This is a genomic window from Thermoactinomyces sp. FSL K6-2592 (assembly GCF_038006465.1).
GTDB lineage: Bacteria > Bacillota > Bacilli > Thermoactinomycetales > Thermoactinomycetaceae > Thermoactinomyces > Thermoactinomyces vulgaris.
The window spans coordinates 162,267-184,542 of sequence record NZ_JBBOVH010000002.1 but is presented as its reverse complement, the minus strand read 5'-3'; the positions used below and the strand labels follow the sequence as shown (position 1 = coordinate 184,542).

23 protein-coding genes are annotated in these 22,276 nt (G+C 48.3%); 3 read left to right on the top strand and 20 right to left on the bottom strand.

The features are described 5' to 3' along the window. Positions 1-122 precede the first annotated feature (122 nt). Positions 123-1,592, bottom strand: a complete 1,470-nt coding sequence (locus tag NYE37_RS12665; protein WP_370525425.1) for a flavin monoamine oxidase family protein — start codon at positions 1,590-1,592, stop codon at positions 123-125. A gap of 89 nt (positions 1,593-1,681) precedes the next feature. Further along, positions 1,682-1,951: a hypothetical protein gene (locus tag NYE37_RS12660; RefSeq protein WP_049719708.1), complete on the bottom strand. Its 270-nt coding sequence runs from the start codon at positions 1,949-1,951 to the stop codon at positions 1,682-1,684. 253 nt (positions 1,952-2,204) lie between these two features. Between NYE37_RS12660 and NYE37_RS12655 the strand changes: the two genes are divergently transcribed. Then, on the top strand, positions 2,205-3,566 hold the full coding sequence (locus NYE37_RS12655) for a helix-turn-helix domain-containing protein (protein WP_049719707.1): 1,362 nt from the start codon (positions 2,205-2,207) through the stop codon (positions 3,564-3,566). A 122-nt stretch (positions 3,567-3,688) separates the two neighbouring features. On the opposite strand, the gene NYE37_RS12650 is transcribed toward NYE37_RS12655, so the two are convergent. The 4 genes from NYE37_RS12650 to NYE37_RS12635 form a co-directional block, all read right to left on the bottom strand. Next, positions 3,689-4,447, bottom strand: coding sequence for an NAD-dependent protein deacylase (locus NYE37_RS12650; RefSeq protein ID WP_049719706.1), 759 nt, complete (start codon positions 4,445-4,447; stop codon positions 3,689-3,691). Positions 4,448-4,509: 62 nt separating this feature from the next. Further along, complete coding sequence (locus tag NYE37_RS12645; RefSeq protein WP_231855177.1) at positions 4,510-5,097, bottom strand: HD domain-containing protein; 588 nt, start codon at positions 5,095-5,097, stop codon at positions 4,510-4,512. Positions 5,098-5,117: 20 nt separating this feature from the next. After that, positions 5,118-5,651, bottom strand: coding sequence for a class IV adenylate cyclase (locus NYE37_RS12640; protein WP_049719704.1), 534 nt, complete (start codon positions 5,649-5,651; stop codon positions 5,118-5,120). Next, the gene (locus NYE37_RS12635; RefSeq protein ID WP_340712066.1) at positions 5,641-6,810 is read right to left on the bottom strand and encodes a zeta toxin family protein; all 1,170 of its coding nucleotides are present in this window, start codon (positions 6,808-6,810) and stop codon (positions 5,641-5,643) included. Before NYE37_RS12635 ends, NYE37_RS12640 begins: the two co-directional genes overlap by 11 nt. Before the next feature lie 109 nt (positions 6,811-6,919). Between NYE37_RS12635 and NYE37_RS12630 the strand changes: the two genes are divergently transcribed. Next, on the top strand, positions 6,920-7,525 hold the full coding sequence (locus tag NYE37_RS12630; RefSeq protein ID WP_236533515.1) for a pentapeptide repeat-containing protein: 606 nt from the start codon (positions 6,920-6,922) through the stop codon (positions 7,523-7,525). A gap of 129 nt (positions 7,526-7,654) precedes the next feature. Here NYE37_RS12630 and NYE37_RS12625 read toward each other — a convergent pair whose 3' ends face one another. The 13 genes from NYE37_RS12625 to NYE37_RS12565 all read right to left on the bottom strand — a co-directional run bounded on the left by NYE37_RS12625 (position 7,655) and on the right by NYE37_RS12565 (position 19,657). Beyond that, the gene (locus NYE37_RS12625) at positions 7,655-8,260 is read right to left on the bottom strand and encodes a LysE/ArgO family amino acid transporter (RefSeq protein ID WP_236533514.1); all 606 of its coding nucleotides are present in this window, start codon (positions 8,258-8,260) and stop codon (positions 7,655-7,657) included. 1 nt (position 8,261) lies between these two features. Next, positions 8,262-8,885 carry an NUDIX domain-containing protein gene (locus NYE37_RS12620; RefSeq protein WP_082813458.1) on the bottom strand — a complete coding sequence of 208 codons (624 nt, stop codon included), beginning with the start codon at positions 8,883-8,885 and terminating at the stop codon, positions 8,262-8,264. Between the two features lie 133 nt (positions 8,886-9,018). Next, positions 9,019-10,164 (bottom strand): sporulation protein YhbH, encoded by a 1,146-nt coding sequence (yhbH, locus tag NYE37_RS12615; RefSeq protein WP_037994248.1) that lies wholly within the window; start codon positions 10,162-10,164, stop codon positions 9,019-9,021. Between the two features lie 91 nt (positions 10,165-10,255). Next, entirely contained in the window at positions 10,256-12,151 is a 1,896-nt protein-coding gene (locus NYE37_RS12610) for a PrkA family serine protein kinase (RefSeq protein WP_037994246.1), read from the bottom strand. A 207-nt stretch (positions 12,152-12,358) separates the two neighbouring features. Continuing rightward, positions 12,359-13,108, bottom strand: coding sequence for an HAD family hydrolase (locus NYE37_RS12605; protein WP_049719701.1), 750 nt, complete (start codon positions 13,106-13,108; stop codon positions 12,359-12,361). Positions 13,109-13,138: 30 nt separating this feature from the next. Next, the gene (locus tag NYE37_RS12600; RefSeq protein ID WP_037994242.1) at positions 13,139-13,603 is read right to left on the bottom strand and encodes a tRNA (cytidine(34)-2'-O)-methyltransferase; all 465 of its coding nucleotides are present in this window, start codon (positions 13,601-13,603) and stop codon (positions 13,139-13,141) included. A 72-nt stretch (positions 13,604-13,675) separates the two neighbouring features. Continuing rightward, complete coding sequence (locus tag NYE37_RS12595) at positions 13,676-14,173, bottom strand: amidase domain-containing protein (protein WP_175413209.1); 498 nt, start codon at positions 14,171-14,173, stop codon at positions 13,676-13,678. A gap of 61 nt (positions 14,174-14,234) precedes the next feature. Beyond that, complete coding sequence (locus NYE37_RS12590; protein WP_131470852.1) at positions 14,235-14,840, bottom strand: hypothetical protein; 606 nt, start codon at positions 14,838-14,840, stop codon at positions 14,235-14,237. Positions 14,841-14,905: 65 nt separating this feature from the next. After that, positions 14,906-15,433: a methylated-DNA--[protein]-cysteine S-methyltransferase gene (locus NYE37_RS12585; protein ID WP_037994238.1), complete on the bottom strand. Its 528-nt coding sequence runs from the start codon at positions 15,431-15,433 to the stop codon at positions 14,906-14,908. Positions 15,434-15,703: 270 nt separating this feature from the next. Continuing rightward, positions 15,704-16,852: a tRNA epoxyqueuosine(34) reductase QueG gene (queG, locus tag NYE37_RS12580; RefSeq protein ID WP_049719699.1), complete on the bottom strand. Its 1,149-nt coding sequence runs from the start codon at positions 16,850-16,852 to the stop codon at positions 15,704-15,706. A gap of 71 nt (positions 16,853-16,923) precedes the next feature. After that, positions 16,924-17,355 (bottom strand): ribonuclease HI, encoded by a 432-nt coding sequence (gene rnhA / locus NYE37_RS12575; protein WP_037994234.1) that lies wholly within the window; start codon positions 17,353-17,355, stop codon positions 16,924-16,926. Beyond that, positions 17,352-19,064 carry an ABC-ATPase domain-containing protein gene (locus NYE37_RS12570; RefSeq protein WP_037994232.1) on the bottom strand — a complete coding sequence of 571 codons (1,713 nt, stop codon included), beginning with the start codon at positions 19,062-19,064 and terminating at the stop codon, positions 17,352-17,354. The genes rnhA and NYE37_RS12570 overlap by 4 nt, the downstream gene beginning before the upstream one ends. Further along, a complete protein-coding gene (locus NYE37_RS12565) occupies positions 19,061-19,657 on the bottom strand; it encodes a uracil-DNA glycosylase (protein ID WP_049719697.1) in 597 nt (198 codons plus the stop codon). Before NYE37_RS12565 ends, NYE37_RS12570 begins: the two co-directional genes overlap by 4 nt. A 147-nt stretch (positions 19,658-19,804) precedes the next feature. On the opposite strand from NYE37_RS12565, the gene NYE37_RS12560 reads away from it, so the two are divergent. Next, on the top strand, positions 19,805-20,641 hold the full coding sequence (locus tag NYE37_RS12560; protein ID WP_037994230.1) for an HAD family hydrolase: 837 nt from the start codon (positions 19,805-19,807) through the stop codon (positions 20,639-20,641). 58 nt (positions 20,642-20,699) lie between these two features. Here NYE37_RS12560 and NYE37_RS12555 read toward each other — a convergent pair whose 3' ends face one another. Next, a complete protein-coding gene (locus tag NYE37_RS12555; RefSeq protein WP_049719723.1) occupies positions 20,700-22,247 on the bottom strand; it encodes an FAD-dependent monooxygenase in 1,548 nt (515 codons plus the stop codon). Positions 22,248-22,276: the final 29 nt, after the last annotated feature.

The window sequence follows — 22,276 nt, the reverse complement described above, 5'->3', positions numbered from 1 at the left end:
TCAATCCACGCAAAAAAGATTACCAATCTCACTCTACCACTGTTTTCGGCAGAGTACCAGTTTGCATCCCCCCCTTGTGGAAAACAGGCAAAAAAAATAAGCCTGATCCATCCCATACAGGCTTATGGTTCATCCCGCCGGTGGACATCGTGGGCTGCCCGGATTCCGGATTCAATCGCTCCCTGGATCCATGTTCTCGTATAGGAAGCATGTTCCCCTGCAAAGTACACCCTTCCTTCCGGCGCAATAACGGCCGGAAACAACTCGCTTTCCTGTTCCGGTTTAAACATCGAGAATCCACCGTTGGTATGCGGATATTTTTGCCAACTGAAGGAAGCGCCCGTCACGACATGGTTTTCGATCGAGGGGCCGAAAACTTTCATCAGCTCATCCATGCATTCTTTGATTTGTTGATCCAGGGACAATCCATCCCAAATCAATGCATGATCCTCCCATGTGTAACTGGCCAGCACCACGCCGGTGTCACTGCCAAACCCATGACTGGGAAAATAGGTGAAGCGGGTCGGCTGGTCGGTGATCATTTTCCCGCCAAACAGTCCCGCGTCTTCCCAAAACCGTTTGTTAAACTGGATTCCGATTTTGGTGGAAGCCACGTAATGCAATTGCCGGATCGCCTTCCATTTGGCATGCGAAAAAGAATCGTACGGCTCGACGTCCACATATTGAAAAGCGGAAAAAGGAATCGTGATGATGGCAGCATCTCCGGTCACTTGAACCGTCCTCGAATTTTGATCCAGGGCATAAATGGTGACTTCCCGTTCATTTTGCACAATCCGGGTCATCTTGTGCCGGAACAAAATGTTGGGCCGAAGTTGCGGCAAAAAGGCTTTCGGCAATTGATCCATCCCTCCGGCCACCTCATAAAAAGAAACATCCGGGCTTTCAAGAAGGATCAGTTCACGCAACGCCTCTAGAAAAGACAATTCGGGAAGCCCTTCCAAATCCGCGAGCACCAGGATTTGTTCAATCGCTGCCGGCGACAGGGTCCATCCCACCGGATTGTACCGGAAAAATGAATCGACAGAATATTTGTCAAATTCTTTGATCACCGTAATCCACCGCTGTTCCGGATCTTCTTCGATGAACTGAGTGATCGGGGAAACGGCCAGTTTGAGCAAATTGCTGATCGTTTTCCCTTTTTCAAAGGCATTTACCGGAAACCTCAAGACATCCGGATTTCGTTCATACTCTTTCTGCCGCACCAACACATTATTGACAAAAATCAGATCGTTGGGAGTGGAATTCACAAACGGCCGAAGCATCAGCCCGAATTTCCGGATATACGCCAATGTCAAATGATGGGTATTGGGAATGCGCATGGCTCCGGCCTCCATATACTCCCCGTTTTCAAACGGTGACCGGATGGTATAAACCCTTCCTCCCACACGATCTGAGGATTCCAAAAGGATCACTTCATTCCCGGCTTCTTTCAACAAAGAAGCAGCCACCAATCCGGCCATTCCCGCTCCAACCACAATGATCCGTTTCGGTTGGGATGTCCGGCCGAGTCCTTTTTGGATGATGGAGATCATTTCTTCATTGGATAACGAGGGGATAAAAGGATTCATGATTTACCTCCAAGGACATGGAATACTATATCCTATGCGTTTCCAGTCCTTTTAAGCATCCAAGTCCCCAGTTTTTCCCCATCCGGTCGGATTTACGCGAAAATATCGTAGGACTTAAATTTCCACACCGATTTTTTCTCTTCTTTGAAAACCTCCAAATCCCAACAGGGAATTTCAATCATTTTCCCGTCTTCAGTCTGAATCCGGACCCGGGTGTGTTTCACTTTTTTGGCCTCACAACAAACCTCGGTTCTTTCTTCATTGCCATCGCGTTTGACCGCGACATACAAGTACATTTTTTGCATGTCCTGCAAAAATTTCTCCACTTCGCTTTCGGTTCCTTCGATGTTTAACTTCAACACGGTTCACTGTCCCCTTCCTTGGATTTTCCATGAAATGGTTGAAGATTTATCCGAAAATAGTATATAATTTACGAAAAATATTTGCAAATTTAGCAAAAATAATTAAATTCTCTCATTTATTCATGATATTTCTGAATGCGAATTAAATATTTAAACAAACCCTCCGGATATTTGGATTACCAAACCAAATAAACGGAATGTTCCCCCAAATATATCAACAAAACCGGACGGAAAATTTTTTGAGGTGAATGGAATGAACAAAGAACAAATTGATCGCTTGGCACTCGGGAAGTTTGTCCGCCAGCAGCGGAAAAAACGAAAACTCCGCCAGACGGATCTGACGGATGAAAAGTTGACCCAACCCGTTTTAAGCTCGATTGAAAACGGCAAAGGGCAAGTCAGTGAGGAAAAATTGGAATATGTCCTGAAAAAGCTGGGAGTGGAAGAAGACTTAACGTGTTTTTCCATGCAAAAGACAAAAGAAGAAAAGATCAATGAGACCGTCAAATTGAAGCTGACGGCCGTCGAAACGATCATCGATCTGATCAGCCCGGACCCGGGACTGGCACAATTAAGGGAACTGAACATTCACGATGACCATCCGCTCTCTGTGTGGGCGCATTATTTGAAAGGCAAAGCTTACGCCGGGAAAAAGAGGGGGAAAAAAGCGCAGAAACATTTTACGGAGGCGATTTTACAACTGGAACAACAATATCCGGAGATGGCCGAAAGCAACTTGCATTCTGCCAGTTACAACGGGTTAAGCCGGCTGGAGTACATGGCAGACCAATACGGTTCAGCACTCCGGTATGCCAAACAGGCACGGGAATGTTTTCAGGAAGAGGGGGAAAGAAGGTATTTAAAAGAAATCATTCTGGTCAATCAGGCCATTTATCTTGAAAAACTGAACCGCCTGGAAGAAGCGCAAAACACCTTGAATGAATTAAAAAAAGAGCAAGCCGGATATCTCAGCAAAGAAGCTCTCCTGCATCATTATGACGTCCGTTCTTCCATCTTGGCCAAAGCCCGGATGCACGCTCAGGCCATCCAATCGGCATTAAAAGGAATTGAACTGGCCCGCGTGGATAAGATGGCGGATCGCCTGATGAAGTTTTGGGGAATGCTGGGCCGGATTTACATCGATTCCGGACAGCTTCATCAAGCGGAAATCTGTCTGGAAACCGCGCAACAGTTGGAAAAAAAGGTGCGAAAGGCGGGATTGTCCGCTTATCTTTACATACAGCTGGCCACGTTGCATGAAAAAAAGAAACAAGCGGAACCGGCCCGCAATTATTCCCTCAAGGCGTTTGCATCCAGCAGAAAAGCAGGCCTGGCTTACCATGAGTGCGAAGCCTTGATGCTCATGGCAAACAGCTTTTTTCTGCAAAACGAAAACCTCAAAGCTTTTCAAACATTAAAGCAAGCGCTCCAAATCGCGACAAACTATTCGTTTTCAGACTTAACCGACCGGATTCATCTTCTGATCGGCACGCATCTGGACAAGCTGGGAGAACTTCATACCCATGCCTTTGCCTTGGATTTCCTCCATTCCCATGTCAAAGGCAGGAAGAAGGAAGAAACCCTGCCCGTGATCCTCCCCGCTGACTCCCCTTAAAAACACGAACACCTCCCGGTCTCATCCCCGGGAGGTGTTCTTCATGGGATATCAGCAATGTTTGTCTCTATAAATATAACATATTTTCGACTTGTCAATCTAAATGATCCACATCCCAGCCTTTAATTTTGCACCTTTTCTTCCAATTGCCGTAACCGCTTCTCCCCCAACAGGGCTTTTCCGGCTTCGCTCAGAACCAGCCCGATGCTGTCGCGGATGAGTTGATCCGCCAAGGAATCAAGCGGTGTGGCACTCTGGTTGATGATGATAACATCCGAACCGGTTTCATGGGCGATCTCCACCAACCCGGCAAAAGGATACACTTGCAAGGACGTGCCCATCACGAGAATCAGATCCGCTTTCTCCACTTCCTGAACTGCCTCATTCCAGGAAGCCGTGTCCAGCGGTTCCCCAAACAGCACAATCGGCGGCCGGAGAGGAGCCTGGCACTGCTCATCGGTACAATAATAAGTGCCTTCACGATACGAAGTGGCCGGATACTCTTTTCCGCAGCCGGAACAAACCAGATGGCGCATGTGCCCGTGAATCTCGATCACTTTTTGGCTTCCCGCCCGCTGATGGAAACCGTCAATGTTCTGCGTCAGGATCGCTTTCACCATGCCTTCTTTTTCCAGTTCAGCCAACACATAATGGCCGATATTGGGGTGATGTTTCAACAACTCTTCCACCCGCATCTGGTAAAACTCAAAAAAATCTTTCGTCCCGATGGCACCCGGGGTGGCAATTTCATTGGGATCCCTGCCGCTCCAAAGCCCGCCTTGCGAGCGGAAATCCGGGAGCCCGCTTTCCGTGGACATCCCCGCCCCGGTCAAAACCACGAGATGGTTGGCATTTTGAACCTTTTTCACCCATTCTCTCATGCCCTTACCCTCCTTCTCCCATCCATGTTAAGACGATTTTGATCCGGAAGCCAGTCTCGGCTTTATGAACAGATCCACCGGTTAACGCGGTTGATGATGTCTTGGTATTTCGGTTTGCACTGAATCATCATCCGGCTGACCGGATGATGCTCTCCATAGCGCTTCACCACGTCCCGGACCCTTTCATCCAAACTGACTTTTTCCCCTTGCGGCGAGGTTTGAACATCACAATAAGTGACCAAGTCTGTAAACAGCCGGTCTTGTTCATCCAACAGTTCATGATTCAAAGAATAGGTTGGAAGCAAATCGCTTCTTTTTTCCTTGACCGTTTCATAAGCTTCCGAATGAAAAAGGACTGCGGCAATCACCGGCTTGTTAAAACCGGCCTTAAGAGCAAAACAAGCTCCGTCAAAGGGATGAAAGTTGGTTTTGTTTAACTTGGGACTATAACCGATATCGTGGAGAAAAGCGGCTTGAATCAGTTCTCTTTTCACTTCCTCATTCAAGTTTAACTTTGGCAAAATCTCTTTCATAGAACGGACAACACCCAAGATATGATGATACCGGTTTTCTTCAGGCGAAAGAAAGTCTGCCAGTCTATCTGCATTAAACGGTTCGGGAGTTTTCCCGGACGATCTGAGAAGTTTCATCTTCACCAAAAATTTCCTCCTCATTCAAACCGCAATGATTGAAGAGCTTCCTGCCCGATCCCGTACCGGGCCAATGTTTTGATGGTACTTTCACCGGTTAATTGTTCTTCCTTCACTCCAAGCTGTAAAGCCACTTGGATCACATGCTCTTTGGACTCTCCTTCAATCTCCAGATACGGAGGGATACCCGGCCACTCGTCAATCTCCAGTCTCGCACCACTGAGCAAAAAACGGGTTCTCCGGTTTTCCTGGTACCCCTTGGAACGATACCCCAATTTCCCGAGCAACCGGTCGGCCTCCTCAAAGCTGCTCACGGTGATCTCAATCTCTTCCGTTCCGCCGATTCCGTCATGGTACACTTCTTTCACCGCCAGCGTGACTTCTTCACCCGTATCGCGCAGTCGGATCCATTTGCTTTGATCTCCCGGAGTGATTTCATAGACATAACGCCGCATCAAAAATTCGCCGGACTTTTCCCCGCCTGCTTGCAAGATCCGTTCCATCATTTCAGCCGGATCGATTTCCAGGACTTTGGCTTCAAATTCAATGGGCATATGGACTTCCCCCCTTTCTTTTTATTATAAAATCACGATGCTGCCGGGCCGAACCGATTTCCCGCAGGTCTGCACACCGGAAGACCATTTTGTCCAACACTTGGTCCCAGGCTTGAATGAATCGGCGGAGTTGATCCGCTGTCCATTTTTTCTCCCGCTCCCCGATGATGGCCTCAACCGCTTTCGGAGGTTTTTGACATGCACGGCCGATGACCCGGTTTTCGTATAGAAGATGCTTGTCCCGGTTGTATACTTCCAAAACATCAAAAAGTTTTTCTTTCTCAATCCGTTCCACAGTTTTCAGCATACCGCGATAAGCCGCATCATGCGACGCTTTGGCCACCGGCCTTCCATATCCGAAAATTTGTTTTTGTTCTTCATGCCGCTCATAAGTCCCCAACAGGCTGACACACGCATGTACCGCCATCACTCGGACGATCACACGGTAGCCTTGTTGTTTCAAACGCTGAAGCGTGTTGCAAATCGGGCCGTCGGTTCTCATGGTTCCCTCAAAAACGAGATTCCGCTTGGTTCGGATCGCATATTCGAACACATCCCTTGTCCACCGGCGGACGTCAGGATCCGTCAACCGGGCGTAATCCTCCTCTTGCTTTAGCAAAATTTCTTTACTCATGGGATGTTCTTTCCGGAATTCATCGCCATTGATCACCACAAAAGAATGACCGGAAAACCCGTTTTCCGCAAGTGCAATCAGCCCGCCTTTCCCGGCTCCGGGCTGGCCGCCCAAAATCACGGCGGCCGGATGTTTTGCCGGAGCGTTGAACTCCTCCACTTCCTGTTTCAAACGCTCCAAAATTTCGTTATGTTCTTCCTCCGATAACGGATCCATGCATGAATCAACCCGTTCAACCCCCGTGTATTTTTTTCTCACCTTGTTTCCGTATACGGTTAAGATCTTGTGGATGACCTCCCGGTTTCCTGAGTACATGGCTTGTCTTTCTTGCAACAGTTTCCTTTTTTCGGCTTTTAACCGCTCCAGTTTCTCCCGATCGGGCTTTTCTTTCTTTTCCTCGTTCGCGATGGCCCGTCTTTGATCCGAGAGCACTTCGGCCATGACTTCAATAGCGACATCCAGTTTCACCCACTCCGGCATCGCCCGCACAACATCCTCCAAACTCCGGAAGCAAACATCCGACACGAGCACGTTCCCTCCTGTTCCCGTAAATTTTGCCGATAAAACCACTCCTGTCTTTATTCGCCAGACTGTTGTATATTCTTTGTAACAACCTTAACAAGGGAGAATGGACATGACAAAGTGGACAAAAAAAGAGTTCGTCGATGAAGATTTCAGCCATCAACGCATTCCCGACGTATCCATGGAAGACTGCCATTTTCTCCGCTGCCGTTTCAGACAAACGTTTTTGAAGGAAATCAGCACCATCCGTTGTGTCTTTGAAGAATGCCATTTTGCTCATGCAATCCTGAACGGCTCCACGCATCAGGGATCGGCCTTTTTCAATTGTCAATTTGAACACGCCCGGTTGTTTGCTTCGGTTTTTGAAAACTGCAAAATGACCGGCTCTTCCTTCGGCGAGGCCGATTTCACCGGGGTTTCCATCCAAGGCGGAGACTGGTCTTACACCTTGTTGCGAAATCAGCATTTTAAACGTTGCGACCTTTCCGGAATCCGGTTCAAAGAAGCCGACTTATATGGTACAGAGTTTGAAAAATGCAATTTAAAAGAGGCGGATTTATCTTACGCGAATATCCAAGGGGCTTCTTTCAAAGGATCCGATTTGAGAGGCGCCGTCTTGGAAGGAGCGGATTTGAAAAGCTCCAACTTAAAAGGAACCCGCATCGACCTTGCGCAAGCCATCCAACTCGCTCGCTCGTTTGGTGCAACAGTTGAGTAAATTTCAGACGGTTTATCTATGAAACATGTAACTACATCTATACTGATAAAATATCCGCCAGGTTAAAACAACAAAAATCAACCCGGTGACGGTTGGTTCGCCACCAGGTTGATGAAAAGGCTCCGGGCTTCAGATGGTAAACAGCAGGTACAAAGCCGTGCCCCACATAATGAAAGCCGACACCTTGTTCAACATGTTGATCACGTCGGCGGATTGATGGAGCCTTCCCACTTGCTTTCCCATCCATGCCAGGGAAAAGAACCAGATCCAGGATACGGCGACACAGGCAAGCGTAAAAGCAAGCTTTTCGACACCGGTATAGGAAAGGGAACTGGTGCCGATCACCCCGATCGTATCCATGATGGCATGCGGATTGAGCAATGAAACGGAAACAGCAAAAGCGATTTGCTTTTTGGGGGAAAGCGATGACTTTTGCGGCTGATCCGGGTCCGGTTGGCTTTTGAAAGTCACCCATCCCATATAGATTAAAAAGAGGGCGCCTGCGAGGATCAGCATCACTTTGACCCAATATACGCCAAAAACCACAACCGATACGCCCAAAACAGCCAAAGAGATCAGGAGCGTGTCACAAACCGATGCAGTGAGAACCACCGGCAAAGCCCGGAGGAACTTGGGTTGCGTGGCCCCCTGATTAAAAACAAAAACATTCTGAACCCCGAGCGGCAAGATCAGCCCGAAAGACAAAATGATTCCATGAATCACGGCTTGGATCATTTTATACTGCTTTCCTTTCCGGATCACTTTCAGATTTCTGTTTCTTAACAGAGTAATTTAATTCAGCAAACGCTAAAGAATCCCCTTCTTGAAATCTAAAATCATTTCGCAAAAAAGCATATCTCTTCAGCTGGATCACAAAAGCAGCCGTCTTCTGAAATCGGTGATCTTCTATTGATCTTTTTCTTTCAGTCCAACCGAAGCTGTCAAACCATTTGCCTTTTTTGTAGTTATCAATGGCCCTTAAAATATACGGAATCGTGTTTACCGGTAATTGATCCAACGGGAAGAACCTTAAATCATCGCATTTATGAGGTTCTTGATTCTTTATTTCTCCTTCCCATTCTTTCATGGTTGCAAAGAAATCGATCCGCTCATCCCCGGCTTTGCGATGCATGACACCGACGATTTCAATGTTCTCTTCTGTCAAATGTACTCCGGCTTCTTCCTTTGCTTCGCGAACGGCAGCTTGTTTAACGGTCTCTCCGCCATCCAAATGACCGGCGACAACAGAGTAATTCCCGTCTTCATAACCCGTATTGAAACGACGAAGCAACAAAATTTGATGATCCTTGATAAAAAAGAGATGAATCGTGACCGGTGCAGTAAATCGCTTGGTTGCCATCTCGGACAACTCCTTTTAGATCAAATCCCGAAATAATCATTATTTTACCAATTCTCTTTCTATCTGTCTATTTAGTACCCCAATCATTGTCCAAAAGAAAAAACACCTCCTCAAAGAGAAGGCGTTTTTTGATTCAAGTCTCTTTCTTTCCAAAAAAGTGCTTCAGCGCATCATAGACTTGCCCTTTTTCCCGGATGACAAAGTGGGCAAAGCGCGGCACTTTCAAATGGCGATACGCACTCATCAAGGTGGAATGGCGGTTATATTGGTTGACTTCCCCGTAGCCAAACATATTGGAACGTTTGAGGATTTCGCGCACCAATTGAACGCAGCGTTCATTATCCGAACTTAAATTGTCTCCATCCGAAAAGTGGAACGGGTAAATATTATACCGGTCATGCGGATAGCGGGAATCAATAATTTCCAGAGCTTTCCGGTAGGCGGAGGAACAAATGGTTCCGCCGCTTTCCCCTTTGGTGAAAAATTGTTCCTCGCTCACTTCCTTGGCTTCCGTGTGATGAGCGATGAACACGATCTCGACATTTTCGTACTTGGTGCGAAGGAAACGGGTCATCCAGAAAAAGAAACTACGGGCAATATATTTTTCAAAAACCCCCATCGATCCGCTGGTGTCCATCATGGCGATTACGACCGCATTGGAATGCGGCACGACGATGTCTTCCCATGTTTTAAAGCGGAGATCATCAACGGAGATTTGGGTCTTTTTGCTTCCTTTCAGTGCATTTCGTTTAATGGCCGCCAGCAACGTGCGTTTTTTATCGATGTTTCCCATCAATCCTTTTTTGCGGACATCATTGAAGCGGATGTCGTCCACCGACATATCCTGGCTTTCTTTACTTTCCAGGTGCGGCAGTTCCAACTCGGAAAACAACATGCCTTCCAATTCTTCCACGGAGACTTCCGCTTCATAATAATCGTGTCCTGCTTGATCGCCGGCTCCCTGTCCTTTTCCCGGCCCCTGATTGCCGGAACCGGGTTCTTTCCCCAACACATCTCCCACCTTGCTGTCCCCATTTCCTTGTCCCACATGCTTCCCTTTGTTGTAGTTATAACGGAAACGGTATTCTTCAATGGAGCGAACCGGGATTTTCACGATCTGCTTCCCGTCCGACATAATGATGCTTTCTTCACTGATTAAATCCGGCAGGTTTTTTCGGATCGCTTCTTTCACTTTTTCCTGGTGCCGCATTTGGTCCTGATATCCTTTGCGATGAAGGGACCAGTCTTCCTCAGAGACAATAAACGGGGGGTGCGCCATGGATTTCACCTCCCTGAAATCAAGCCCTTTAGACTGTTGCGGCAAGGATCCTCCTTCCGACAGAAGAATCCTTGCCGCAATTTTTTGACCATCAGCGGTTTAACAAACTGCCCACATATCTTAAAAGCTCATTGGCACTGGCAGGCGTGTATCCGTATTCGGTCACCAGCCGGTTGATCACTTCATTGATTTTTTTCAATTGGTTTTCATCCGGGGTTTTGGTGGATGTCGTGATTTTCACCACGTCCTTGAGATCGGCAAACAATTTTTTCTGGATCGCCTCACGCAGGCGGGGATGCTGTTTATAATCAAACTTTTTCCCTTTGCGTGCATAAGCCGAAATGCGAATCAAAATCTCTTCGCGGAACGCTTTTTTGGCGTTTTCCGAAATGCCGATCTGCTCTTCAATGGAACGCATCAACTTTTCATCCGGCTCCAGTTCTTCGCCGGTGATCGGATCGCGGATTTTTTGCCAGTTGCAATAAGCTTCCACATTATCCAGATAATTTTCCATCAGGGTTTCTGCCGACTCTTCATAAGAGTAGACAAACGCTTTTTGCACTTCTTTTTTGGCGATTTCGTCGTATTCTTTCCGGGCGATGGAAATGAAATGGAGGTATTTATCGCGTTGCTCAGGAGTAATGGAAGGATGTTGGTCCAAACCGTCTTTGAGGGAACGAAGAATATCCAGAGCGTTGATAAAATTGGTTTCCGTCTTGATGAGTGCACTGGAAATACGGTTGATGACATAGCGGGGGTCAATGCCGGACATGCCTTCATCGAGATGTTCATTGCGCAATTCATCCACATCGATGTCTTTGGATCCTTCGACCACTTCCCCGTCATACAGGCGCATTTTCGTCAAAAGATCCACTTTTTTCGATTCTTTCAACCGGGTCAGAATGGAAAAGATCGCTGCGGCTCTGAGCGAGTGGGGAGCAATGTGGATGTGGGCCAGGTCACTTTGTCCAATTAATTTTTTATAAATTCTTTCTTCTTCCGTCACGCTTAAATTATATGGAATGGGCATCACGATGATCCGTGATTGCAGCGCTTCATTTTTCTTATTGGCAATAAACGCTTTGTACTCGGCTTCATTGGTGTGGGCGACAATCACTTCATCCGCGGAGATAAGTGCAAAACGGCCGGCTTTGAAATTGCCTTCCTGGGTCAGTGACAACAAGTTCCACAGAAACTTCTCATCGCACTTGAGCATTTCCTGGAACTCCATCAACCCGCGGTTGGCTTTGTTCAGCTCGCCGTCAAACCGGTAAGCGCGCGGATCGGACTCCGAACCGTATTCGGTGATGGTGGAAAAGTCAATGCTTCCCGTCAAATCGGCGATATCCTGTGATTTGGGGTCAGACGGGCTGAACGTTCCAATCCCGACCCGTTCATCCTCGGACAAGATGATCCGTTTCACGGGAACGTCTTCAATCCGTCCGTTGAATTCTTCCTTCAACCGGAACCGGCAAGACGGGCAAAGTTTTCCTTCGATCTTTACGCCAAACTCTTTTTCAAATTCGGGCCTCAACTCTTCGGGAATCAAGTTGAGCGGTTGTTCATGCATCGGGCATCCTTTAATCGCGTAAACGGCCCCTTCGTCGGTCATGGAGTACTTCTCCAACCCCTTTTTCAACAGCGTGACGATGGTGGACTTTCCTCCACTGACCGGTCCCATCAGCAGAAGGACCCGTTTTCTGACATCCAAGCGCCGGGCGGCGGAGTGAAAATACTCTTCGACCAGGCGGGTGATGGCCTGATCCAGCCCGAACAGCTCTTTTGTGAAGAAATGGTATTTTTTATTTCCTTGTGAATCGGTTGAAACACCGTCTTTTATAATCATATCGTAAACTCGGGAATGAGCGGTTTGAGCCACGCGGGGATTTTTCTTCACAATGTCCAGATAGTCAATGAAGGTTCCTTCCCATTCCAAGCTCTTCTCGCGGTTGCGATACTCCTCAAGGCGTCTGAGGAAATGATCCATGGAAAGCCTCCTCTCTAAACTTTCAAACCAAACCGTTGACTTTTCAAATCCCTGGTGACTAACAATCTGAAAAAGGAAAAGAGACTAAGGCGTGATTTTCTATCATATATATGCGCTATTTAGAAAGTTGTTACTTCTATTTTATCAGAATTTAAAGGAAAAAGATAGAAAAACCTCAGGAAAAAATCTGAGGTTTTTCAAAAATCTTCAGCGGATGGATGGCTCAGAATCTCTTTTTTCAAATACGCCGGTTTGCTGTTGGATCGATTCCAACAAGGTTTGAAGATCCCCGGCATCATCAACCGGATACGTCGGTTTTCCCCGGTCAATTTGGTATTCGGATTTCAAATAGAATGTTTTCATTCCCGTGGTGGAAGCCACCATGTCTTCCTGCATATCGTTGCCGATCATGACACATTCTTCCGGCCGGACCCCGATCCGCCCGGCAACTTCCAGATAATATTTGGGATTGGGTTTGCAATAGTGGGCCTCTTCATACACAGTCACCCATTGAAAGGGCAGATCATTGATTCCGGCCCATTTCAACCGCTCCATGATTGCGGCCTTCGGGAAAACCGGATTGGTTGCCACTGCGACTTTATACCCGTGATCCACCGCGGCTTGTACCACTTTCCGGGACAAAGGACTCACCTTTGTATATTTGGAAAGTTTCGGGAAATCTTGTTCATAAAATTGATTGAATAAAGGCCAGATGATTTCCCGGTCCAGCCCCGAACGTTTGAGAAACTCCCGTTCAAAAATTTGTTCGTTGGTCCTTGTCCCGTCCCCGCTTTTAATCATGGCTTCCGTCGCTTCCCAAATGGTTTGGATCAGTTGATCAGGAGCGATCAGGTGCTTCACCTTTCCCGCCAGTTCTTTTAAGTAAATGCGTACGAAAGACTCCGTGTCAAGCGGCAGCAGCGTACCGTCCAAATCAAACAAGCATGCTTTGATCATAAGATGTCCCTCTTTCTGTGTGAATCTCCGTCAGACCAGGTTCTTAAAGCCGGTTTGTCTCAACCCTTCATACAAAACAATGGCAACGGAGTTCGATAAGTTTAACGAACGGGAGACCGGCCGCATGGGAATCCGAATCATGGTATCCTTGTGCGCCTCCAAAATTTCAGGCGCCAATCCTTTGGTTTCTTTGCCGAAAACAAAAAAATCATTTTCCCGGTAAAACGGTTCGGTATAATGTTTTTTCGCAAAGGTTTCCACACAAAAAAAGCGCCCATCCGGGTACTTTTCCTTCAATTCGTCAAAGGAATCATGATATTCGATATCGAGTTCATGCCAATAATCGAGACCGGCCCGTTTTAATTTGCTGTCATCGATCTCAAAACCCAGCGGACGAACCAAATGCAATTTCGCCCCGGTCACCGAACAAGTGCGGGCAATGTTTCCTGTATTTTGCGGAATTTCCGGTTCAACCAGCACGATATGAAACGGCACAGTTTCATCCCTTCCATCTGTCCAAACTTCCTGTCTATTTTACCTGAAAAAGAAAATCCGCTTCAACTGTTCCTATTCAATGCGGAAAAACACATAGCGTGTCTGTGGTGTCCAGGCGGGGGAATCACGATACTCCCAACGGCGATGCAGGCTGTTTTGGGTATGCGCATTGACCAGCGGCTGTCCGTCTGCATCATACGCCGTTACAATCGTATTGTGATTGAAACGCCCGTCTCCTTCCCAATCATAACAAATCACATCCCCCAATAAAAGCTCCCCGGCCGACCCGACCATTCGGCATCTGCCCGTGGAACCCCCTTTTTTCAAAAACAGATACAAACTGTGGGCAACCGACCAGCTGAAACTCCATTGGTGGTTCCTGCTGTCTCTCCGGTACCACCATCCCTCTTTCCTGCTCCCGAAAACCATGGGCATTCCGCCTGCATACAGGCATTGGGAAACAAAATTGGTACAGTCATCTTCAAAAAGCAGATATCCGGGATGGTGGCTGTTCCAGTATCGATTGGCAAAAGCGACCGCCCGTTGCCGGTTGTAAACCATGCTCGTCATCCACAACGCTCCTTTTTCGGTTTTTACAAACATCCTATGAATCCGGCAACGGGATCATTCTCTATTTAAAGCGGCCCACCCAAACCTCCCCCACTTTGACACTGTAAATGGTCTCTTTCTTTCCTTCGCACAAGTGAAGCTCGGTCTGCTGATAAACTTTGCCCAAAATTTGCTTGATCTCTTGGGAAGCGAGGGAGCTTTTTTTCAAATCGCTTTTTGTAAACACATCACTTTCGATATGAAGATTCCAATCCAGTTGATCCAACCGCGCCTTCAACCGGGGAAACCAATTGCCGGGAAAAGGTTTCGGATCCGGATCGGGGTCAAACATCCCCCACGGCGGACGGGATTCACCTGTCGAGACAACAATTTGCGATTCCGTCATGTGCGGAAGAAAAAGCCACAGCTGCAGTTCACAATCTTTCCGGGCTTGCTGCAGTTTTTGCTGCCAGTATTCACTGACATCCAGCAATGCTTCCAATAACAATTGCTGATACCACAAAGGGGGCTTCCTTCTCTTTAAAACATGCAACGGGGGAACACGCTCGTATTCTTCCAATTCCCGAAGAGGTAACGCCATCGCCGCCTGTTTCCAGTGCTCGATTTTCCGGACTTGTCTTTTCCAACCCCGGATCTTTTTCTTTTTTTTCCTGTGATGTAAAATCATATGAATTCCCCCATTCAAAAAGAAAAACGGATGTTTCCATCCGCAGGATCCGTGTTTTGCTTTGTTTATGGTTTTAACCAACCTTCCAGTGTCAGCAGGTATTCTTTAATATGGAGGCCGCCTCCGTATCCGACCAGCGAACCGTTTGAACCGATGACCCGGTGACAAGGGATGACGATGGACAACGGATTTTTATTGTTGGCCCCGCCCACTGCCCGCACTGCTTTCGGCGACCCGATGGCGGACGCGATCTCTTTATACGTCCGGACTTCGCCGTAAGGAATGGTGGAAAGCTGCCGCCAAACCCTTTTTTGAAACGGGGTTCCGTACAGGTCAAACGGAATCTCAAATGTCTTCCGTGTTCCCTGAAAATACTCATCAATTTCGTCCATATACGGGAGCAATGCCTGCTCGTTCTTTTCCAGTGTGTAATGGCGAAACCAATGATTCAACCAGATCCCGGCTCCCAAAACGGGATCGTTTTGTTTGCAAAAGTCCAAGTAAATAAGCCCCCGCTGATTCGCCAACAGGGTGATCAAACCGACCGGACTTTCCATGTGACTCCAAACCATACGTTGCGTCCCTGAGGCCATGAAATAAACCTCCCATTCGGGATTTCGTCACTTGACAAAAAACATCTTCAGATTATAGACGAATCGATTTGCAATATGTTGCAAGAAATTCATATTCAAGGGGTGCTGCCGTCCTGATAAAGGAATACCAACCATCGCATCTTCCGGATGATTGAAACCGAAGATCCTTAAAAGTCTGTTTCACATGCATTATTCTCTAGTGTTTAGAATGAATTCTCTTTATCTGTAAAAACTCCTCTTGATCAACTTGGTTTCAATCGGATGAATCTTTCAGGAGACAACCGGGTCCCCGGCAAAGAATTCCAGGCCTTTGTCAATTTCCCGCAAGACGTCCGGATCGGTTTCTTTTTCTTTGGCTTCAAGCAATGCTTCTTTCGCTTCATCTCCTCCGATTTTGCCCAACGCCCATGCCGCCGTTCCCCGGATGACCGGGCGCGGGTCGTCCCGAAGCAGCCGGACAAGACCGGAAACGGCGGAGCGATCCCGGAAGTGGGCCAAAGCCAAAATCGCATTTCGTTGGATCGGTTTTTTCCCCCGCCATGAACCGGCCATCGATCCGTACGTTTCCTTAAACTCCCGGTTGCTGATGGAAAGCAGCGGCTTCAAAAGCGGCTTCACTTTTTCCGCATCCGGGCGAAATTCCGGTTGATGGTCAAAATCGATCTTCCGGTTTTTCGGGCAAACGATTTGGCAGGTATCGCACCCGTAAAGACGATTTCCGATTTTCCCCCTGTATTCATCCGGCAAAAAACCTTTCGTCTGGGTGAGATAAGCAATGCAGGATTGGGCATTCAATTGCCCCGGTTGCACCAGCGCCCCGGTCGGACAGGCATCGAGGCAAAGCGTGCAATCGCCGCATCCGTCCGTCACCGGTTCATCCGGAGGGAGATACACATCGGTGATCATTTCCCCCAAGTAAACCCAGGAACCAAATTCCTCCGTGATGATCGCCGTGTTTTTTCCGCTCCAGCCGATGCCTGCTCTTTCTGCCACGGCCCGATCCGACAATGCGCCGGTATCCACCATGATCATGGTCCGCGCTTCGGGCACCCACTCTTTTAATGCCGCTTCCAATTGGCGGAGCCGTTCTTTTAACACATCATGGTAGTCCTGCCCCCAAGAAGCCCGGCAAAAATACCCCCGATAAGCCCCTTCTTCCGAGCGCGGGGCATTTTTTAACCGGGAGGGATAACTCAGGGCAATGGCGATGATTGTTTTCGCTTGAGGAAGAGACAGACTGGGATCCACCCGTTTTTCGATGTCCGGCTCTTCAAAACCGGATGCATATCCTTTTTCCCGGCTCTCCTTCAGTCTCTCCTTGAGCTCAGTAAACGGATCCGCGCTGGCAAAACCGATTTTGTCGATTCCGATTTCCTTTGCTTTTTCCTTCAACCGTTGCTTCAATTCCTCTGCATTCACCTTTCTCACCCCCTTTTTAACCTGTTATTATATCACTGTTATCTATCCATTTGATCCATCAGTTTATTCCATCACTTAGGTACAGCCGCACGGGCCAGCTCATCGCAGCGATTGTTCCACGTCACATTGCTGTGTCCTTTGACTTTGACAAACTCCACGTCATGCTTTTCCATCAACGCAAGCAATTTTTTCCACAAATCTTGATTTTCCACCGGCTTTTTCCCGGAGGTCATCCAACCGTTTTTTGCCCATTTCTCATACCATTTTTGCTGCATGCAGTTGACAATGTATGCACTGTCTGAATGCACCTTGACACGGCAAGGTTCTTTCAGCCGGGATAACGCCTCGATGACTGCGGTCAGTTCCATCCGGTTATTGGTGGTCACTTCCTCGCCCCCGGAAATTTCCTTATGGTGTTCTTTATACATCAATACGGCCGCCCATCCCCCCGGGCCGGGATTGTGGGAACAGGCCCCATCGGTATAGACAATCACTTCTTTCAACGCCCATTCTCTCCTTTGACCGCCAGCGTCCGCATCCGGTTGACAGCCGCTGCGATTTCGTATTTGCGGGGAAGTGCCAAATCCCCGGGATGCCCGCGAAACGGGGAAATCCAGTCCAATCCTTTTTCCTTGATTTCCGATTCGATTTCCTCCAGCAATTGCCGCAATGATTTCCTGCCATCTGCGCGCTCTCCGAGCAAACGCAAAATTTGGGCGATGGCACGGGTTTGGCTGGGATCGACCAACTGTTCCAAGTAGGTCAGATCAATCGTGCCGGAACCCAAAAGGATGCTTTTCAATCCTTTGGCTTCCGCCTTTTCTTTCCGGCCCTTTCTCGCATCAAAACTTTTGGCAACCGGGTTGCGGCGGGAAACCTCTCCGAAGGACTCTCCGCCTTCCGGTGCTCTGCCCGATTGATGGACACCGGCAATTTCTTTGGCCTGACGGGTCACATCATAAGGCAGGTAATGGTCCATCATGATCACATGATCCGCCACATCGAAGTAATCCCCGGATCCGCCCAGGACCAAAATGGTGGACACCCGGTTTTCTTCATAAAGCTGGCGCACTTTGTCAATAAACGGGGTGATCGGTTCTTTTCCTTTGGCCACCAAAGACTGCATCCGTGCATCCCGGATCATAAAGTTGGTGGCACTGGTATCTTCATCCACCAAAAGGCAGGTGCTTCCCATTTCGAGGCTTTCCATGATGTTGGCCGCTTGGGAAGTGCTTCCGCTGGCATCTTCGGTGGAGAATTGATCCGTATCTTTGCCCAGAGGCAACCGGCTGATAAACGGGGAAATGTTCACCTTTTCCACCCGGCGTCCGTCTTCGGCCCGAATCTTGACGGCATCTTCCACGGTAATCACATATTCCCTGCCGTCTCCGGCAACATGGTTGTACACCCCGCGCTCAATGGCCTTGAGCAAGGTGCTTTTTCCGTGATAGCCCCCTCCCACGATGAGGGTGATGCCTTCGGGAATCGCCATGCCGGAAATCGGTTCGCCATGCGGCACCGGAATCACCGCTTGCAATGACTCCGGCGAGCGGAATGGAACCACTTTTCCGCTTTTTAAGGGGCGGTTGCTGATCCCGCTTTCACGCGGCAAAACCGCTCCGTCCGCCACAAACGCAACCCATCCGTTTTCTTTCAGCGCTTTGCGGATCGCCTGCTGGTTGTCTGTCAGTTTCATCCGGTCTTCAATCTTTTTTATGTCCTTCTCCGACAGCTTCATTTCTCTGACAATCCGGGGCAGGAAATCAAGCAGCATTTGTTCCGCCTGCCTGCCCAAAACCGTCCGTCCCCGGGCCGGCAATCCGATATGTATCCGGGCTTCCATATATTCCGGTTCCACCACCACGGCCGTTCTCTCCAAAATTTCCTGTCCCGGCCGGTCCATGGTCATCAATCCGCTTTTTCCCGTGCCGGAAGCTTTAAAGGAATACTTCTCCAACCGGTGCGACCATTTCCGGGCCAACCAGTCTTCCAATGCCACTTTTCTCTCCCGGGTTTGAATCCAGGACAGATCGACGGGAACCTCTTTCCGCTCCAATCGCACCCGCACTCTGGACGGAGTGGCAAAAGGATCTCCCTGAACATAATCGATGAATAATTGAAAATCCGGAAATTGATAGGTCCCCTGCAAGTCTTTGTAGGCTTTGTACCCTTTTCCGTCAATGCGTTTTAAAATTTGGCTTAACTGTTTCATTGCGGTTCACCATCCTCATGCTTGTCCTGTTTGGAAGCATTATTTAAAAGTTTTTTGTATACATCCCGGATCTGCTTGAAATCTTCCCAAGACTCCCTTTTGGCGCTTGGGTTCCGGAGCAGATAGGCCGGATGATAGGTTGGCATGAAAAGCACCCCTTTGCGCCGGATCCATTTTCCCCTGACGCGGGTGATCCGGGCAGACGGATCGATTAAAGCCCGGGTGGGTGCTGCACCTAACGTAACAATTATTTTGGGACGAATCAATACAAATTGCTGCCGTAAAATGGAAATACATGTATTCATTTCTTCATCCTTGGGCGTCCGGTTTCCCGGCGGACGACATTTGACAATATTCGTAATAAATATTTCTTGACGGGGAATTTCGGCAGCTTCTAAAATTTTATTCAACAGTTGTCCCGCTTTGCCGACGAAAGGGCGGCCTTGGCGATCCTCATCGGCACCCGGTCCTTCACCGACAATCATCAAAGGAGAACGGGGATTTCCTTCTCCCATCACCACTTGGGTTCTTCTTTGGTGTAACGGACACATGGTGCACTGCTCGTATCTTTTCGCCAATGTCTCAAGGTCCATTCTCTTCTCTCCCTTTTCTTCCGGTTTCTCCTCTGTCAAGAAATATGTTATACTCTTAGGAATTCCATTTCAAAAGCTTTAACAAAAACTCAACCTCCTGTTGATCTTTCTGCTTTATTCCGGAAATAGCAAAGGAGTTGAAAATCATTGGAACTGTTACCTTATCCTTTCTTTGTCTCAGATATTGACGGCACCCTGCTTGACGATAAAAGACAAATTTCCGAAGCCAATAAAAATGCCATCGCATCCTTCCGGAAATCAGGAGGCGTTTTCACCCTCGCCACCGGAAGAACGTATATGGAAGCCAAACGGTTTATTGGAGAATTGGAGATTCAGGTTCCTGTCATTTTGTGCAACGGCGCCGCCATGTACGATCCGGTTTCCAACAAACAAATTCCGGTCAAAACCTTTGAGCGCCAAATGATTCTCCAACTGGTGAAGGAATGGAAGAAAACCATTCCTCCCCAAGTGGACATTTTTGTCTACGGGTTGGACCGGGTTTACGGAACCAATATCGGGTATGTGACCCAAGCCAGCATCGACGAAGGATTTGAACCCGAAATCATCTCTTCTTTTGATAAATTGCCGGACATTCCTTATTTGAAGGTGGTGGCAATCGCCGAAAAGGAAGAGATGAAGGCCATGCTCGATTGGTCCAAGCAACGGTCGGACGCATTTCCGTTAGATTGCATCTTGTCTTCGGATGAATACTTTGAAATCCTGCCTTCCGGAATCTCAAAAGGAAATGCCGTGTTGCAACTGTTGGAAAGCATTCATCTTCAGGCCGGCCAAGCCGCGGCCATCGGAGACCACTTGAATGACTTGTCCATGCTGGAAATCGTCGGCTTGCCGGCCGCAGTGGCCAACGCCCATCCGCTCGTGTTGCAACAAGCCGCGGTGCATGTGCCGCCACATCACCAAGACGGGGTTAAACATTTCATCCAACACCATTTGCTTCCCCACAAAGCCAAAGCATCGTTATAGAAAAAAGGACGACAGGGACGGATCGGACTTCCTGTCGTCTTTCTTTTGAACATGATTTTTAACACGGAAACGGTTCGTTCCCAAACGGGACAATGCGGTATTCATCCAGAAAAGCCTGCATTTTGTCAACCTCTTGAGGGGTACCGGCCACAGCGATATAGCCGTCCGGCCTCACCAGAAAAACCGAGTTTTTCTGAATTCCTGATTTGCCCATGTCCGGCGTCCATTTCACTTCATGCAAAACCATCGCGTTTTTATCTGCAAACTTTCGCAGGGACGGGGTGGTTTCGCCATAAAGATGAAGTTGCCAATCCACCGATTGCAATGGTTTATAGTTTTCCCCGCCACCGGTTTGCACCCACGGCAAACGGTCGCCCCCTTGGATCGCTCCGGTTTTTCCGGCGCTGAGCAAACTGCCCCGATAATTGACTTGTGTTTGTGAGACAGTTTTAAAGAACTTTTCTTTTGCTCCCGGAAGTTTGACCAGTTTGGGAAGGAGACGAGGAATAAACACTTCTTTATAAAAGGAGGAAGACAGTCCTTTTCCTTCCATCACCCGAATCACTCCTTTAAAGAACCGGTCCGTGGTGGCGACCAATGTTTTGGCAAAGCTCAACCGCTCCTGTTCATATGAATCCAATATTCGTTCATCCGCTTTCTTTTGCAAAACCGCGGCAATCTTCCAACCCAGATTCATCGCATCCCCGATGCCGGTATTCATGCCTTGTCCCCCTGCCGGACTGTGAATATGCCCCGCATCGCCGGCTAAAAAAACCCGGCCGACGCGAAACTTTTCACTGACTCGGTGATGGACTTTGTACGAAGAGTACCAGTTGACTTCTTCAATTTTCACCGGAAAGATTTTTTCAATCAAGGGAATCAGCGGCGTCAAGTCCTCCGGAATGCCCCGGCTTAAAACTTCTTTCGGAATCAGCCCGATAAACCGGGCATGCTCCTTGTCGCGGAGATTGACAGCCAGGCAAAATTCTCTTTCTGAAAATCCGGCTCCCATCCCTTGCAAAGGATTTTTGGTTTTGACATCCGCCACAAAAAAGACTTGCTCATAGGTTCCGCCCGGAAAGCCGAGCCCCAACGCTTTTCGAACCGTGCTGTGCGCTCCGTCACACCCGCACACATAATCATAAGATGGTTCCTCTTTCATTCCCTGCCTTTGAATTATGACATGAACCCTGCCATCCGTTTCCTTTAAATCCAACAGTCCGGTTTCCCACTCGACCCCAACACCTTTGGCATTTAAATATTCGATTAATATGGCTTCATGCTCATCTTGGGCCAGACTTAACAGATAAGGATAAGGGCTGATGTTTTCCGCCATTTTTTCGCCCAATTCCACTTTGGATACCGATTCCGCATCTTTAAAAATTTGTAATTCGGCCACTTTGATGCCGGCCTCGATCAACCGGTCCGCCAAACCGAACTGGCTGTATAGCTCCAAGGTTCTGGCATGAACCGCCATGGCTCTGGAAAGTGTGCCGGGCCCCTGATTTTGATCAATGATCCGAAAAGGAATCCCTTGTTTTTGAAGCGAAATGGCCAGCGCCAAGCCGGTGGGGCCGGCACCGACAATGAGTACTTGGGGTTTCATTCCTTTCCCTTCTTTCCGCTTTAAAGTGA